This window comes from Nonomuraea sp. NPDC049637 (assembly GCF_040675235.1).
Classification (GTDB): Bacteria; Actinomycetota; Actinomycetes; order Streptosporangiales; family Streptosporangiaceae; genus Nonomuraea.
This window is the reverse complement of sequence record NZ_JBFAOM010000034.1, coordinates 1-15,249: the sequence shown is the minus strand read 5'-3', so window position 1 is coordinate 15,249 and position 15,249 is coordinate 1. Positions and strand designations below refer to the sequence as shown.

15 protein-coding genes and 1 pseudogene are annotated in these 15,249 nt (G+C 72.9%); 9 read left to right on the top strand and 7 right to left on the bottom strand.

Going from position 1 to position 15,249, the window contains the following annotated elements; all coding sequences use genetic code 11:
* Window positions 1-54 precede the first annotated feature (54 nt).
* Window positions 55-1,053: a hypothetical protein gene (locus AB0J71_RS35255; protein ID WP_352326451.1), complete on the top strand. Its 999-nt coding sequence runs from the start codon at window positions 55-57 to the stop codon at window positions 1,051-1,053.
* A 149-nt stretch (window positions 1,054-1,202) separates the two neighbouring features.
* Window positions 1,203-2,657: a serine/threonine-protein kinase gene (locus AB0J71_RS35250; protein WP_364391912.1), complete on the top strand. Its 1,455-nt coding sequence runs from the start codon at window positions 1,203-1,205 to the stop codon at window positions 2,655-2,657.
* A 6-nt stretch (window positions 2,658-2,663) separates the two neighbouring features.
* On the opposite strand, the gene AB0J71_RS35245 is transcribed toward AB0J71_RS35250, so the two are convergent.
* The gene (locus AB0J71_RS35245) at window positions 2,664-3,167 is read right to left on the bottom strand and encodes a hypothetical protein (protein ID WP_364418233.1); all 504 of its coding nucleotides are present in this window, start codon (window positions 3,165-3,167) and stop codon (window positions 2,664-2,666) included.
* A 55-nt stretch (window positions 3,168-3,222) separates the two neighbouring features.
* On the opposite strand from AB0J71_RS35245, the gene AB0J71_RS35240 reads away from it, so the two are divergent.
* The 3 genes from AB0J71_RS35240 to AB0J71_RS35230 are packed head-to-tail and all read left to right on the top strand — an operon-like array spanning window position 3,223 to window position 6,073.
* Window positions 3,223-4,632, top strand: a complete 1,410-nt coding sequence (locus AB0J71_RS35240; protein ID WP_364418231.1) for an aldehyde dehydrogenase family protein — start codon at window positions 3,223-3,225, stop codon at window positions 4,630-4,632.
* Window positions 4,633-4,635: 3 nt separating this feature from the next.
* On the top strand, window positions 4,636-5,079 hold the full coding sequence (locus AB0J71_RS35235; protein ID WP_352327401.1) for a hypothetical protein: 444 nt from the start codon (window positions 4,636-4,638) through the stop codon (window positions 5,077-5,079).
* Window position 5,080: 1 nt separating this feature from the next.
* The gene (locus AB0J71_RS35230; RefSeq protein WP_352327402.1) at window positions 5,081-6,073 is read left to right on the top strand and encodes a nitrilase-related carbon-nitrogen hydrolase; all 993 of its coding nucleotides are present in this window, start codon (window positions 5,081-5,083) and stop codon (window positions 6,071-6,073) included.
* 3 nt (window positions 6,074-6,076) lie between these two features.
* On the opposite strand, the gene AB0J71_RS35225 is transcribed toward AB0J71_RS35230, so the two are convergent.
* The 3 genes from AB0J71_RS35225 to AB0J71_RS35215 are packed head-to-tail and all read right to left on the bottom strand — an operon-like array spanning window position 6,077 to window position 8,630.
* Window positions 6,077-6,883: an ABC transporter permease subunit gene (locus AB0J71_RS35225; RefSeq protein ID WP_364391903.1), complete on the bottom strand. Its 807-nt coding sequence runs from the start codon at window positions 6,881-6,883 to the stop codon at window positions 6,077-6,079.
* Window positions 6,880-7,656, bottom strand: coding sequence for an ABC transporter permease (locus AB0J71_RS35220; protein WP_352327404.1), 777 nt, complete (start codon window positions 7,654-7,656; stop codon window positions 6,880-6,882). Before AB0J71_RS35220 ends, AB0J71_RS35225 begins: the two co-directional genes overlap by 4 nt.
* A complete protein-coding gene (locus AB0J71_RS35215; RefSeq protein ID WP_352327405.1) occupies window positions 7,653-8,630 on the bottom strand; it encodes an ABC transporter substrate-binding protein in 978 nt (325 codons plus the stop codon). The genes AB0J71_RS35220 and AB0J71_RS35215 overlap by 4 nt, the downstream gene beginning before the upstream one ends.
* Before the next feature lie 341 nt (window positions 8,631-8,971).
* Between AB0J71_RS35215 and AB0J71_RS35210 the strand changes: the two genes are divergently transcribed.
* Window positions 8,972-10,387: a HAMP domain-containing sensor histidine kinase gene (locus tag AB0J71_RS35210; protein WP_364418229.1), complete on the top strand. Its 1,416-nt coding sequence runs from the start codon at window positions 8,972-8,974 to the stop codon at window positions 10,385-10,387.
* Window positions 10,388-10,451: 64 nt separating this feature from the next.
* Complete coding sequence (locus AB0J71_RS35205; protein ID WP_352327407.1) at window positions 10,452-10,868, top strand: CBS domain-containing protein; 417 nt, start codon at window positions 10,452-10,454, stop codon at window positions 10,866-10,868.
* An 84-nt stretch (window positions 10,869-10,952) separates the two neighbouring features.
* On the opposite strand, the gene AB0J71_RS35200 is transcribed toward AB0J71_RS35205, so the two are convergent.
* Window positions 10,953-12,290 (bottom strand): PLP-dependent aminotransferase family protein, encoded by a 1,338-nt coding sequence (locus AB0J71_RS35200; protein ID WP_364418227.1) that lies wholly within the window; start codon window positions 12,288-12,290, stop codon window positions 10,953-10,955.
* Between the two features lie 66 nt (window positions 12,291-12,356).
* Here AB0J71_RS35200 and AB0J71_RS35195 point away from each other — a divergent pair, with 66 nt between their 5' ends.
* Window positions 12,357-12,986 (top strand): LysE family translocator, encoded by a 630-nt coding sequence (locus AB0J71_RS35195; protein ID WP_364391897.1) that lies wholly within the window; start codon window positions 12,357-12,359, stop codon window positions 12,984-12,986.
* A 168-nt stretch (window positions 12,987-13,154) separates the two neighbouring features.
* Complete coding sequence (locus tag AB0J71_RS35190; RefSeq protein ID WP_352327410.1) at window positions 13,155-14,012, top strand: NAD(P)H-binding protein; 858 nt, start codon at window positions 13,155-13,157, stop codon at window positions 14,010-14,012.
* Window positions 14,013-14,500: 488 nt separating this feature from the next.
* Here the strand turns inward: AB0J71_RS35190 and AB0J71_RS35185 are convergent, their stop codons facing one another.
* Both AB0J71_RS35185 and AB0J71_RS35180 read right to left on the bottom strand, forming a co-directional pair.
* Complete coding sequence (locus tag AB0J71_RS35185) at window positions 14,501-14,983, bottom strand: carboxymuconolactone decarboxylase family protein (RefSeq protein ID WP_364418225.1); 483 nt, start codon at window positions 14,981-14,983, stop codon at window positions 14,501-14,503.
* Between the two features lie 53 nt (window positions 14,984-15,036).
* A pseudogene (locus tag AB0J71_RS35180) lies at window positions 15,037-15,249 on the bottom strand (carboxymuconolactone decarboxylase family protein); the annotation flags it as partial.

Below are 15,249 nucleotides of genomic sequence, written 5' to 3'. Positions count from 1 at the left end.
AGTGCTGACATTTTCGGCCACGTGACCAAAAACGACATTTTCGGAAGGTGCTTTGTGGCGGACGGCTCTGTGCTCGGCGCGGTGGGCCTGTCGGACTTCGACGAGCGGCTGTACCGGCTGCTGCTGCGCGGGCCCGGCCTGCGCACGTCCCAGGCCGCGGCCGCGCTGGAGACCGGCCCCGCCCGCGTGCGCGCCGGGCTGGCCCGTCTGGCCGACGCCGGGCTGCTGCGCCGCACCGGACCCGGCCGGTACGAGGCCGTGCCGCCGGAGGCGGCGATCGAGTGGCTGGTGGACCGCCGGCGCCTGGAGACCGAGGCGCGCCTCGCGGCGGTCCGGACGGTCGTGTCGGACTTCGCCCAGCTCTACCACTCCGGCCGGATGGGCTCGGGGCCCGCAGGCGTGGTCGAGGTGCTGGCCGGTGAGGAGGCCGTCAAGCGGGTGATCACCGAGTTGCAGCGGACGGTCGGCGTGGAGCTGCTCGGCTTCGACCGTCCGCCCTATGTGGGCCGCCCCGACGACTCCCACGACACCAACGAGTCGGAGCTGGCCGGCACCCGGCAGCTGCTGGCGCGCGGCGTGGACATCCGGGTGGTCTACTGCGCCGAGTCCCTGGACCGGCCCGGCCGTCTGGAGACGCTGATCCGGCTGGCCGAGGAGGGCGAGCGGTCCAGGTTCGTCGCGCACCTGCCGTTCAAGCTGCGCATCGCCGACCGCAGGATCGGCCTGTTCCCGCTGGTGGACGGCGTCTACGACAACATCGCCCTGCTGCACCCCTCGCGGCTGCTGGACGCCCTGGTCGAGCTGTTCGACGTCTATTGGGAGCGCGGCCGGCCGCTGGCCGGGCTGCCGCAGGCGGCGCAGGAACGCCCGGCGGAGGCGGACCTGCTCGTGCTGCGCCTGCTCAACGCCGGGCTCAAGGACGAGGCCATCGGCCGTCACCTCGGCGTCAGCCCCAGGACGGCCACCCGCAAGATCGCCGCCGTGGTGGAGAGCCTCGGCGTGACCAGCCGCTTCCAGGCGGGCGCGGAGGCGGCCGCCCGCGGCTGGCTCTGATTTCATACCGCCTTCCATATCGCCGCACTTCGCTCGATCTTCGCTTACTGTGCATCTCGGGGGGTGCGCTGCGGGAGAATGATCCTCGCCGCGCGCCGGTGCACGGCCGGCGGGGGAACAACGGGGGAACACGGAGGATGACGTCGAGGATGAGTGCTCAGACGCAGGAGCATCTCGGCCCTTACCGGGTGATCAGGAAGATCGGCGAAGGCGGCATGGGGGTCGCCCACCTCGGTCTCGACGGCGCGGGCCGCCAGGTCGCGATCAAGGTGCTGCATCCGCACGTCGCCGCCGACCTCAAGGCGCGCGACCGCCTGGTGCGCGAGGTGGAGACCATGCGCCGGGTGCGCAGCCGGTACGTCGCCGAGGTCGTCGACGCCGAGTTCGACGCCCCCCGGCCCTACGTCGTGACGCGCTTCGCCGACGGGCGCACGCTGGAGCAGGCCGTCCTGACCGACGGCCCCCTGGAGCCCCACGCGGTCGTCAGGCTCGCGCGCGGGCTGTGCCAGGCGCTGGTCGACATCCACGCGGCCGGCGTGATCCACCGCGACCTCAAACCGGCCAACGTCATGCTGGTCGGCGGCGAGCCGCTGGTCATCGACTTCGGCATCGCCCACCTGGTCGACGCGGCCCGCCTGACGCAGTCGGGCATGTTCGTCGGCACGCCCGGCTACCTGGCGCCGGAGATCATCCGGGCCTCGCAGGTCACCCCGGCGGCCGACGTGCACGCGCTGGCCTCGACGGTGTTCTTCGCGGCCACGGGGCTGCCGCCGTTCGGCACCGGGTCGTTCGAGGCCGTCTGCTTCAACACCATGGAGGGACGGGCGCGGCTCGACGAGGCCCCCGCGTGGCTGCGCGGCTGGCTGGCCGGCGCGCTGCGCGTCGACCCGGCGGCCCGGCCCGTCGCCCGGGAGCTGCTGCGGCAGGCCGGTGCGCTCGACCCCGGCGGCCGCCCGCTCGCGCCCGAACCGCCCGGCGCCAGCACGCTCACCATGGACGCCGTCTCCGCCCTGCTCCCGCCGGTCGAGTACGCGCCGCGCGGCCACCACGAGCAGCCGGCGCCGCCCGCCCCCACCGTCCACGCCGACCGGCAGTGGGAACGCCCGCGGCCCGCCCCCGAGCCCGCCGCCCCCGCCGAGCCGTTCGACCTGCGGCGCTTCGTGACCAGCAGCGCGTTCGTCGGCGTGCTGGCGCTGGTGACGCTGTCGGCCACGACCGTCGTCACGCCGGTCGTCGGCGGCCTGCTGGCGGTGGCGCTCTCGCTGGCGCTGCGCGTCGCCGACCACTTCCTGTCCGAGGAGCGGCCGACGCCGTCCCGCGCCGCGCTCGTGGGCATGGGGAGCCTGCTGCTGTCGCTGGCCTGCGGCCTGGGCGTGGCCGGCCTGCTGGAGGCGGCCGGATCGAGCACCAGCCACGCCGAGGCCCTGGCGGCGGGCGCGTTCACGCTGGGGCTGTTCGTGCTGCCCGGCGCAGGGCCCGCGCGGCGCAGGGCAGCACGCGTGCTGGCCCGCCTGCTGCCCGGCCGCAGCGCGACCGTGGTGACGGTGGCCGTCATGGGCCCGATCGCGCTGCTGGCGACGATCGCCGCGCTCCTCCAGAGCTGACCGGCCTCAGCCGCCGGTGACTCCGGGCAGGTCCCGCAGCAGCGCCAGGTCGTGCAGGTCGTGTGCCCTCGGCTCGTACCCCTGGTGGAAGGCGAGCTGCTGGGCCGCCGACAGGCACGGCACGCGCCGCCCGGCGGCCGTGCCCGAGGCGAAGGCGGCCGCCGGGTAGAAGAGCGCGCCGCCCCGGTCGTCGAGGTCCTGCACGGCCGAGCCGTCCGCGGCGAAGCGGAGCGGATGCAGGTCGAGCTCGCGGCCGAGGTCGTCGGCCATGACGAATCGGGCCGGCCGGCCGGGCACCGCGCCGTCCCGCTCGGTGTAGCCGAGCGCCTCCAGCGCCCCGATCACGCGCGGCTCCTGCTCGGCCCGGTGCAGCAGGTCGAGGTCGTGGTGGTCGCGGGTGGCCCGGCCGACGAGGGCGTCGACGCCCCAGCCGCCGGCGATCCACACCTCGCAGCCGGCCGCGCGCAGCGCCGCGCGCACCCGCAGCAGCTCCCCGGCATCGAAGATCATTCGGGGTAGCGTACGGCTGGACACCGCGCCGGTCAACGTGCTCAGAATGGGCCTCGTGACGCCTTCGACCGGGCACGTCGTCAGGAACCCGCGCACCGGGCGCGCCGAGCGGCCGCTCGCGCCCGTCGGCCCCGGCCGGCTGGCGGAGATCGCGGCCGGGCTGCGCGCGATGGCCCCCGCCTGGCGGGCCCCCGACCGGGCCGCCGACCGGGGCGAGGTGCTGGCCGCGTTCGGCCGGGCGCTGGCGGCCGACGACGAGCTGCTGGCCGCGCTGGTGGCCGACACGGGCCGGGAGGCCGAGTCCAGGCTGGAACGGCAGCTCACCGCCGGGCTCGCCGAACGCTGGGCGCGCCAGGCCCCCGCCCTGCTCGCGCCCCCGCCCGAACGGCCGGCCGCGCTGCCGGGCATCGCCGTGGGCGGCGACGCGGTGCCGTACGAGCTGGCCGGGGTGATCAGCCCCTGGAACTTCCCGCTGCTGCTCGCCCTGATCGACGCGCTGCCCGCGCTGGCGGCCGGCTGCGCGGTGCTGGTCAAGCCGAGCGAGGTGACGCCGCGCTTCATCGAGCCGCTGATGCGGCTGGTCCCGGCCGGGCTGCCGCTGCGGCTGGTCGAGGGGGCCGCCGAGACCGGCGAACGGCTCGTCGGGCTGGTGGACACCGTCGTGTTCACCGGCAGCGTGCCGACCGGCCGCCGGGTGGCCGAGGCCGCGGCGCGCGCGTTCGTCCCCGCCCACCTGGAGCTGGGCGGCAAGGACCCGGCGATCGTGCTGGCGGGCGCCGACCTGGAACGGGCGGCCGAGGCCGTCCTGTGGGGCGGCACGGCCAACGCCGGGCAGTCCTGCCAGTCGATCGAACGCGTCTACGTCGAGCGCGACGCCTGCGACGCCTTCCTCGGCCTGCTCGCCGACGGGGCCGCGCAAACCCGGCTGACCTGCGAGGGCGGCCCCATCGGGCCGATCATCGACCCCGCGCAGGCCGGCGTGATCGCGGCCCACCTGGCCGACGCCGCCGCCAAGGGCGCGCTGACCCACACGGGGGGCGCGATCGAGCGGCACGGCGGCGGGCTGTGGTGCCGTCCCACCGTGTTGTCGCGGGTGCGGCACGACATGCTGGTCATGACCGAGGAGACGTTCGGGCCGGTGCTGCCGGTCATGGCCGTCTCCGGGGCGGAGGAGGCGGTGGAGCTGGCCAACGACAGCGCGTACGGGCTGTCGGCCGCCGTGTTCGCCGCCACCGAGAAGGAGGCGCTGGCCGTCGCGGCCCGGCTGAACGCCGGTGCGGTCAGCGTCAACGACGCCGCGCTGACCGCGCTCGTCCACGAGGGCGAGAAGAACTCCTTCGGCCTGTCGGGGCTCGGCGGCTCGCGCATGGGCGCCGCCTCGATCGGCCGGTTCCTGCGCCGCAGGGCGTACCTGATCAACCGGTCCGGCGCCGCCGACCCGTGGTGGCACCCCAGGGAGGGATAGAGCATGGGACTGCGTGCCGAGATGCCGCTGCTGGCCCGCCACGAGGGCGAATGGGCCGGCGAGTACGTGCACGTCGACAAGGACGGCGCCGTGATCGACCGCCACCACGTCGAGATGACCTGCGCGATCGTCGACGACACCGGCTACCACCAGACCAACCGCTACCGCTGGGACGACGGCCGCACCGAGGTGCACGAGTTCCCCGGCACGTACCTGGGCGGCGGCCGGTGCGCGTTCGACACCGACCGGCTGACCGGCCAGTTCTGGGAGCTCGACGACAACACCATCTACCTGACCTGGCGCTTCAAGGCCGAGGGCGACGACCTGCGGCTGTTCGAGCTGATCGTGCTGAGCCCGGACGGCGACTCCCGCAGCCGCACCTGGCAGTGGATCAGGAACGGCGAGTGTGTCCGGCGCACCCTGATCGACGAGCACAGGACCGCCTGACATGACCGCCTGCACCGCCCTGGCGCTCCAGATCGCGGCCAGGGCCGTCACCGACCGCGCCGACCTGGCCGCCGCCGTCGGGCGGGTGGCGGAGCGCGTCGGCGGCAGCAAGGCGTGGCTCGGCCCCGCCCTGCGGCTGGTGGTGCTGCCGGAGTACGTCCTGACCGGCTTCCCCGCCGGGCAGGGCCCGGCCGAGTGGCGCGAGAAGGCCGCACTCGACGTGGACGGGCCCGAGTACCGGGCGCTGGCCGCGATCGCCGCCGACAACGACGTGTTCCTGTGCGTCAACGCCTACGAGCGCGACGAGCACTTCCCCGGCCTGTACTTCCAGGCGTGCGTGATCCTCTCCCCGGCGGGGGAGGCGGTGTTGCGCTACCGGCGGCTGCACTCGCTGTTCACGCCCACGCCGTACGACGTGTGGGAACGCTACCTCGACCGGTACGGCCTCGACGGCGTGCTGCCGGTCGCGCGCACCGAGATCGGCAACCTGGCCGCGCTCGCCTCGGAGGAGATCCTGGTGCCCGAGCTGGCCAGGGCGCTGGCGCTGCGCGGCGCGGAGGTGTTCTGCAACCCGACCTCCGAGGCGTACTCGCCCGCCCTGACGCCCAAGGCCGTCGCCCGCCGCGCCCGTGCGGTGGAGAACCTGGCCTTCGTCGTCTCGGCCAACACCGCGGGGTTGTCCGGCATCGCGATCCCGGGCGACTCGGTCAACGGCGGCTCGGAGGTGATCGACCACGAGGGCCGCGCGCTGGCCCAGGCGGGGCCGGGGGAGACGCTGGTCGCCGCCGCCGAGCTGGACCTGGCCGCGCTGCGCCGCGCCCGCCGCCGGCCTGGCATGGCGAACCTGCCCAGCCGGGTCAAGACCGGGCTGTGGGCGCGCGAGTACGCCGCGCACGACGTCGAACGGCCCGCCGACCTGGACACCGCCCCGGACCGCGGCTTCCACCTCGCCCGGCAACGCGAGGTCATCGAACGCCTGCACGGCCGGGGCTGAGCGTCAGGCGCGGGCGTAGCGGCGCAGCAGCCCCCGCTCGGCCGCCAGGAAGATCGAGTTGAGCGCCACGCCGAGCACGCCCAGCAGCACGATGCCGGCCCACATGGCCGGGATGTCGAACTGGCTCTGCGCCTCCAGCAGCCGGTGGCCGATGCCCTCGCTGCTGCCGTACAGCTCGGAGATCACCATCATGATCAGCGCCAGCGACACGCTGAGCCGCAGCCCGGCCAGGATCTTCGGCGCGGCGGCGGGCAGGACGACGTGGAACAGGCGGGTGGCCGCCGACAGGCGGAAGACCCGGCCGGTGTCGAGGTAGCCGCGGTCGACGTGGCGGCCGCCGTCCATCGAGTTGATCAGTACGGGCCACACGACCCCGTACACGATCGAGGCGAGCTGCATCGGGGTGCCGATCTTGAACAGCAGCAGGAACACCGGCAGCAGTGCCGCGGGCGGCACCGAGCGGCCGAGATGCAGCAGCGGCTCGGCCAGCGCCGCCAGCCACTCCAGGCGGCCCAGGGCCAGGCCCAGCGCCACCCCCGCCAGCGCGGCCAGCGCCCAGCCCGCCACCAGCCGCCCGAGGCTGGGCAGCAGGTCGGCGACCGCCTCGTCGGTCAGGAACAGCCGGCCCGGCGAGCCGGAGAACCACATCTCGCGCAGCCGCGCCAGGATCGTGCTGGGCGGCGGGAAGTAGACGGCCGCCGCCTGCCGGGCGACCAGCTCCCACAACACCGCCACCACGGGCAGCAGCCAGTGGCGGCGCGCCCGCCGCCAGACGGTCGCCACGGCCCCGCCCGGCCCCGGCCGGGTCACGCCGCGCCCTGCGCGCGGGCGTGGTGCCAGCGGAACAGCCGCCGCTCGGCCGTGGTGACCAGCAGGTTGGCCGCCAGCCCGAGCAGGCCCGCCCACAGCGTGCCGGCCAGCACCCGGTCGACGTGGTTGGCGCTGCCGGCCTGGAGCAGGAACGTGCCGATGCCGTCGCCGCCCGCGATGAGCTCCACGCTGACGGCGACGATGAGGGTGACCCCGACGGAGATGCGCACGCCGGTGGCGACGAACGGCGCGGCGCTCGGCAGCGAGACCCGCAGCACGACCGCCAGCGGGCCGAAGCCGAAGCTGCGCAGCGTCTCCTTGGCCTGCGGGTCGACGTCGGACAGGCCGTACATGGTGTTGACCAGCAGCGGCCAGCAGCAGGTGTAGACGATCAGCGAGGTCTTGGCGTCGGCGCTGTCGGGGAACAGGAACATGGCCAGCGGGATCAGCGACACCGACGGGATCGGCCGCAGGAACTCCACCAGCGGCCGCGCCGAGCGTTCCACCACCGGCACCGTGCCGAGCAGCAGCCCGGCCGGCACCGCCACCGCGATCGCGATCAGCAGGCCGGCCGCGCACGCGCCGAGCGTGGCCAGCACCTGCGCGTGGAAGGCGCCGTCAGCCGCCAGCCCGGCCGCGGCGGCCAGGACGTCGGAGGCGTACGGCAGCACCCCGGGGTCGATGAGCCCGGCTCGGCCCGCGGCCTCGGTCAGGACCAGCGCCCCGGCGACCCCGGCCGCTCCCAGAACCAGCCGCCCGCCTCGCGTGATCATTCCAGGCCGGTCGCGATCTGCGTGCCGACGTCGGGCCTGCTCTTCAGGTAGCCGTAGCCGACGAGCAGGTCGGCCAGCTTCTGGAAGCCCTCCCGGGGCGGCTCCATCGAGAAGACGCCGAGCTTCATGGCCGCCGCGCTCGCCGCGTCGATCTGCGTGTACGTCGGGATGACCTCGTCGATCGCCTTGCGGTCGGCGGCGGCGACGCCCTGGGCCTTGGCCAGGGCGCGGTGGAAGGCGGCGGCGGTGCGGGGGTTGGCGGCCAGCCAGGACTCGGACACGCCCCAGCCGTCGATCGGGATGCCCGCGGTGGGGCCCGACATGGTGTCGATCACCTCGGTGCCGCCCGCCTTCTTGGCGGCGGTCAGGAACGGCTCGACCAGCCAGGCGGCGTCGACCTTGCCCGAGGCCAGCGCGCCTAGCTGCTCGTTGAACGGCATCGCCACGTACTTGACGTCGTCGGGGGCGAGCCCGGCCTGCTGGAGGTGGGCGTTGGTGACCGTCTGGCCCAGCGCCTTGAGCACGTTGACCGCGACCGTCTTGCCCTTCAGGTCGGTGGCGGATCTGACCGGCGACCCCTTGGGCACGACGACGGACGCGACTCCGGGGGCCGACTCCTGGCTGTGCTGGAACAGTTTGAGCTTGGCCGCGCCGGAATCGTTGATGGACAGCAGCGAGACGTAGGAGGTCAGGAACGCGTCCATGCTGCCGTTGAGAATTTTCGGCATGACCGCCTGAGGGGCCTGGATGATCTCGGTCTTGACCGTCAGCCCCTCGGCTTTGAAGAAACCGCGTTTCTCGGCGATGAACAGTGGCGCCGCCGACGGCACCGGCACCACGCCGACGAGGAGCTGGGTCTTCTCCAGCCCGCCGGAACTCCCCGAGCCGCTGGTGGGTGGAGGGGCCGGGGCGCCGCCGCAGGCCGCGAGGCCCGTGACGAGGGCCAGCGCGGCGGCGGCGTGTGCGATCTTCACGATGCTCTCTCCTGACGGCCGGCGCGATCTCTGGCCGGGCAAGGGGATGATCGCGGCGCGCACGGACGGGCGTGGGCCCGAATCGCCCGAACCCCCGACACATTCGGCGCCACCGGAAAGCCCCGCTGCCACGAATGGTGATCGTACAGCAGGATCCGCGGCGGCCGCCATGAATTGAATCGGGCATTTGTATTGACGAACCTGACGGTCGGTATAAGTCACGGTAAATCGGTTATTCGTGTATATCCCTTGCCATTGCGGGATCAATTGCTGAACTGCGCAGCGCCGCCGACGAGGTCATTGCCGCTCCTTGGGCGTGCCATGAGAGCCGGGTTGAGAGCATGTGGGCGGCAGGAGTCCCGGGCGAGACCGGTGAGGGGGTGGGGGCCCTGCGGTCGCTCCGGCTCTCGGTCCAGGCGCGTCTCATCCTGGCGACCGCCGTGTTGTCGCTCGTCGTCTGCGCGGCGATCGGCGTCGCCCTCGACCTGCTGATCCGCGACAGGATCCGGCAGGACGTCTTCGCCGACACCCAGCGGGCCACCACCGAGTGGATCGGCTCGATGGGCACCACCTTCCCACCCCCGGTCACCACGTCCTACGTCGACCTCATCCAGCTCGTGGACGCCCGCGGCCAGGTGGTCGCGGCCAGCCGCGCCGCTCGGAGCAGGCCGCCCATCAGCACACTCTGGCCGCCCTCCGACGACCGTATCCGGCACGGCGTGGCCTGCCGGGGGGACGAGTGCCTGATGTTCACCGCCACCCGGCCCTCGCCGCAGGAGGAGCGGTTCCTGTGGCGCGGCGCGCCCCACGTCGTCTACGCCGCCCGGGTGGAGCCGCCGCTGCTGTCCACCCACCGCCTGGAGCTGATCATCGTCGCCGGGGGCCTGGCCGTCAGCGCGTTGATCACCTGGATCGCCGCGTTCCTGATCGGGCGTACGCTGCGGCCGGTCGAGGCGATGCGGGCCAGGATGGCCGAGATCACCGTCACCGACCTGAGCAAGCGGGTGCCCGAGCCGCCCGGCGGCGACGCGGTGGCCGAGCTCGCGCGTACCGCCAACAGGACGCTGGCCCGCCTGGAGGAGGCGGTCGAGCAGCAGCGCAACTTCTCCTCCATGGTCTCCCACGAGCTGCGCACGCCGCTGACCGGCCTGCGCGCCCGGCTGGAGGAGGCGCTGACCTACCCCGACGTGGACCCCCGCGCCGCCCTGAGCGACGCGCTGTCCACCGCCGACCGGTTCCAGGTGATCATCGAGGAGATGCTGCTGCTGGCCCGCGTCCGCACGGCCTCCCCGCACGACCGGGAGCCGGTGCGGCTCGGCGAGCTGGTCCGGGAGGAGGTCGCCGGCCGGCGGGCGGGGCTGCTGATCCGGGTGCACGTCGAGGAGGACCTCCAGGTGCTGGGCAACCGCGTCCAGCTCGGCGAGGTGCTGACGAACCTGCTGGTCAACGCCCAGCGGCACACCCGCACGGTGGTCGAGGTCCGGGTGGAGCGCCGCGACGGCCAAGCGGTGGTCTCGGTCCGCGACGACGGCGCGGGCGTCGCGCCCGACGACCGCGAGCGGGTGTTCGACCCCTTCGTCCGCCTGTCGGAGGGACGCCGGCGCGATCCCGGGGGCAGCGGGCTGGGCCTGGCCATCTCCCGCGCCATTGCCCGCGCCCACCAGGGCGACCTGGAGATCGAGGACACCCCGGACGGCCCCTGCTTCGCCCTGCGCCTCCCGCTGCCCGCCCCCGGCCCGGACGGCCGGCCGCGCTAGGCGACCGGTTTCGGCGGCCGGGCGGCGGGCAGTCGGGCGGGACCCCGAGACGAGGAGGAACACCGTGCCGACCGCACGAGAGATCATGACCCCGCACGCGGAGTGCGTCAGCGCCGAGGATTCCGTGCTGGTGGCCGCCGAGAAGATGGCCCGCATGGACGTCGGCTCGCTGCCCATCTGCGGCTCCGACGACCGCCTCAAGGGCATGCTCACCGACCGCGACATCGTGGTGAAGGTGCTGGCCGCGGGCAAGGACCCGGCCCAGTGCCGGGCGGGCGAGCTGGCCCAGGGCGAGGCCGTCACCGTCGGCGCCGACGACGACGCCCGCGAGATCCTGCGCACCATGGCCGGCCACCGCGTGCGGCGCCTGCCGGTCATCGACGGGCACCGGCTCGTCGGGATCGTCGCGCTCGCCGAAGTGGCCAAGTCCGTGCCCGACGCCAAAGTGGGCGACCTGCTCGACGCCCTCACCACGGACTGACCCGGCGCCACGAAGCGCCCGGGAATGGTCTGACTCTTCCCATTCCGGCATCGGAACCGCGGGCCGCTCGATGGCTGGAGCCCGTCACTCCGCCATGAGGTCGTACGGGCTGGAGCGGGCGAGGCCGGCGAGGGTGGCCAAGGCGTGGGACAGCGTTGGGATGGAGGGGGAGGCGAGGCCGAGGCGGACGGCGTTGGACGCGTTGGTGCCACTGACGGCGAAGGCGGCGGCGGGGGTGACGGCGATGCCGTGCCTGGCGGCGGCTGCCACGAACGTGTCGGTTCGCCACGGCGGCGGGAGCTCCCACCAGCAGTAGTAGGAGCACGGGTCGCTCTGTATCGCGAAGCCGTCGAGGTGACGGGCGGCCAGCGCTTGGCGCGTGGCGGCATCCTGCCGCTTGGCCTGGGCGATCGACCGCACCGTGTCGTCGGTCAGCCACCGGGTGGCCGACTCCAGCGCGAACCGCATCGGCGTCCACCCCCCGGAGCGCAGGGCCGCCGCCACGCCTGCGACGGCGGGGCCCGGCATGTGGGCGAAGCCGAGCGACAGGCCGGCTGCGAGCCGTTTGGACAGGCTGTCCACGAGGATCGTCCGCTCGGGTGCGAAAGCGGCCAGGGGCGGCAGGTCCTCGCGGAGGAAGGACCAGATCGAGTCTTCGATCGCGGGTAGGTCCAGGCGCGCGAGGACAGCCGCGAGCTCGGCCCTGCGCTCCACGGGCATGCTGAACGACAGCGGGTTGTGCAACGTCGGCTGCAGGTAGACGGCCTTGAGCGGCCCCGCGGCCTCGACGGCCGCCGGGTCGAGGCCGGCCCCGTCGATGCGCAACGGGACGAGCGTGACGCCGAGGCGGGCGGCGATCGCCTTGAGTACGGGGTAGGTGAGCTCTTCCACGCCGAGCCGCCCGCCCGGAGGGACGATCGCGGCGATGGCGGCGGCGATCGCCTGGCGGCCGTTGCCCGCGAACAGCACCCGATCCGGATCAGGACGCCATTCCGCCCGGGTGAGCAGGTCGGCGACGGCGCCGCGCGCCTGCGGGGTGCCCGCGGCGCCGACCGGCCGCATGGCCGACTCCAGCACGTCGGGCCGCAACAACGGGCCGATGCCGTCGGCGAGCAGCTTCGCCTGCCCGGGCACGACGGGGTAGTTGAGTTCGAGGTCGATCGTGCTGGTCGCAGGCTCGGTCAGGGCCAGTCCCTGCTGCGGCGTCGCGGCCCGTACGAACGTGCCGCGGCCGACCTCTCCGACGGTGAGGCCGCGGCGCGTGAGTTCCTGGTAGACGCGGGCGGCGGTGGAGTTGGCGATGCCGTGCCGGCGCGCGAAGACCCGTTGCGGCGGCAACCGGTCGCCCGGGCGCAGTCTCCCCGTCTCGATCTCGGTGGCGATGGCGTCGGCGACCTGCCGGAAGTCCTCCATATCGGTCATCCAATCAAAAAATCGCTCCGAGTACAATTTTTCCTATTGTACCGATATTGCCGCACGGATAGCTTCATGCCCGTGATTGAACAGAGTGCGGTGCTCGGCGTGGTGTCCGTGGCGCTCGGAATGGTGCTGTCCCCGGGCCCCAACATGATGTATCTCGTCTCCAGGAGCACCAGTCAGGGCCGGTCGGCCGGGATCATCTCCCTGGCCGGCGTCGCGACGGGCTTCCTCGTCTACCTGCTGGGGGCGAATCTCGGATTGGCGGTGCTGTTCGCCGCGGTCCCCGAACTGTTGACCGCCATCAGGATCGCGGGAGCCGCCTACCTGCTGTGGCTGGCCTGGAAGACGCTCAAACCGGGCGGCGTCTCCGTCTTCGCGGTGGGCCGCGTGCTGCCGGACTCCCCGCGGCGGCTCTTCATGATGGGTCTGATGACCAACCTGCTCAACCCGAAGATCGCCATCCTCTACGTGTCGATCATCCCGCAGTTCATCGATCTCGATCAGGGGAACGTCCTGCTCCAGGGCGTCATCCTCGGCTGCATCCAGATCGCCGTCGCGCTCCTGGTCAACCTGTCGATCGTGCTGGCCGCCGGGAGCATCGCCGGCTTCCTGGCCGCCCATCCCTCCTGGCTGCGTACGCAACGTCTCGCCATGGGCTCACTGCTCGCCGTGCTGGCCGTCACCCTGGCCGTCACCTGAGCCTCCGGTCAAAACGGGTGAACCACTCCACAGTTGTTGTGTGAGCCTCTGCCCGGGCACCATGAACACCAAGGTGGGAACGTTCCATATGCGAGGCCTGCCGGACCTGTCCTACCGTCTTCGGCAGCGGGCCCGCACCCATCGTCGGTATCCACAGAGAGGTTCTCCATGACCATCCTTGTGACCGGAGCGACCGGCACCGTGGGCAGGCACGTGGTCGATCGGCTCGTCGCGGCCGGACGGCCCGTCCGGGCACTCAGCCGCAACCCCGAGGACGCCGGGCTGCCCGACGGGGTCGACGTCGTGCAGGGCGACCTGAACCGTCCAGGCGACCTGTCGTTCGACGGGGTGCAGGGCGTGTTCCTCATCGCCGGCCTCTTCGACCCGGAGCATGCGACCGTCCTGGCGCGGGTCTTCGTCAACCGCGCCGTGGCGGCCGGGGTGAGCCGGATCGTGTGCATGTCCGGCGCTGCCGTCACGGTACAGCGGGCCGGGAGCTTCGAGATGCTGCACGCCGTGGAACGGATCGTCGAGGACTCCGGGGCGACCTGGACCCACATACGTCCCGGCGAGTTCGCCGTCAACAAGCTCGATGTCTGGGGTGAGTCCATCCGCAAGGAGGACGTGGTCCGCAACGCCTACCCCGACGGCGTCGGCGTCCCCGTCCATGAAGAGGACATCGCCGAGGTCGCGGCGATCGCCCTGCTGCAGGACGGCCACGCGGGCCGGGCCTACGACCTGACCGGGCCCGAGGCGCTCACTCACCGGCAGCAGGCAGAGGCGATCAGCGCCGGGCTCGGCCGCCCGATCGCGTTCGAAGGGCTGACGTTCGGGCAGGCCCGCCAGGCCTACATCAAGGCCGGGCTCCCCATGGAGATCGCCGAGTACGTCCTGTGCTACCAGGCCGAGTACGCCGACGAGCCACCGTCCGTCTCACCCGCCTTCGAGCAGATCGCCGGCAGGAAGGGTCGCACGCTCGCGCAGTGGGCGGCCGACCATGCCGACGAATTCGCCCCAGCCACCTGACGTCCTACGACATGCGGCGGGCGATGTCGCCAGGCCCCGCCTGCCGCATGTCGTAGGCACCACCCGCCAGTTCTGCCCGTGATCCCCGGCACTCTTGTCCCGGGCGCTGTCGCTCCCCAACCAGCCGTGAACTTCGGAGAAGGTCCTGGCGGGCGCGGGTGATGCGCATGCACCCCCCTCCGACGAAAGGCACTTTCGAGGCTCGACGCTGACCTCATCGGCCTGTGGCGCCCTGGCTCACAAACGACACGGGGCCGGCATGACGGTCTCCATGTCGCAGGTTGAGCGGGAAACGATCTCCATGAGTTCGGGAAGCGATCTTGCGATGGCCCCTTCCACTCCAGGTCGGCCGTACTCGTGAACACCCCGACGACCAGAAGGCACAAGGGCGTCGCCCATGCCGAAACGGCCTGGACATCCCGTGGCCGTTTCGGGTCGCCGGTGTCGGCCTGCGTGCAGGACTCATCCGGGGTGGCCGTAGGCGCCGATCAGTTGGCCATGTCGGTGAACATGCCGGGCTGGTAGGAACCCCCGGGCTTGCGCACGATCACGTTGAGCCGGTTGTTGGCGTTGATCATGGCGACCAGCGAGACCAGCGCGACGGTCTGGTCGTCGTCGTAGTGCTTGCGCACCTCGGCCCAGGTCTCATCCGACACGCCGTGGTGGCCGTCGGCGATCCGGGTGCCCTCCTCGGCGAGCGCCAATGCGGCCCGCTCGGCGTCGGTGAACGCCGTCGACTCGCGCCAGGCGGCGACCAGGTGGAGGCGGGTCGCGCTCTCGCCCGCCACCGCGGCGTCCTTGGTGTGGTAGTCGACGCAGAAGCCGCAGCCGTTGATCTGGCTGGCGCGTAGCATCACCAGATCCTGAGTCGCCTTGGGCAGCGGCGACTTCTCGATCAGTACGGCGACGTTGTAGATCCGCTTGGCGATCTTGGCGCCCAGCTCGTTGGTCAGCAGGTCGAAGCGCTCCATGGCAAAGTCCTCACTCGCGGGGTGGTGTGTCGTTCGGTCGGTGCTGTGGATCGTCACTGGGCGGGCTGGTACGCCCCGCCCCGCTGCCGGTTGATCACGGCGAAGCGGTTGGTGGCGTTGATGAGGGCGATGAACGCCACCAGGGCGGCGAGCTGGTCGTCGTCGTAGTGCTCGGCGGCGTTCGCCCAGGCCTCGTCGGTGATGCCGCCGGCGCCGTCGGCGATGCGGGTGCCCTGCTCGGTCAGCTCCAGGGCGGCGCGCTCGGC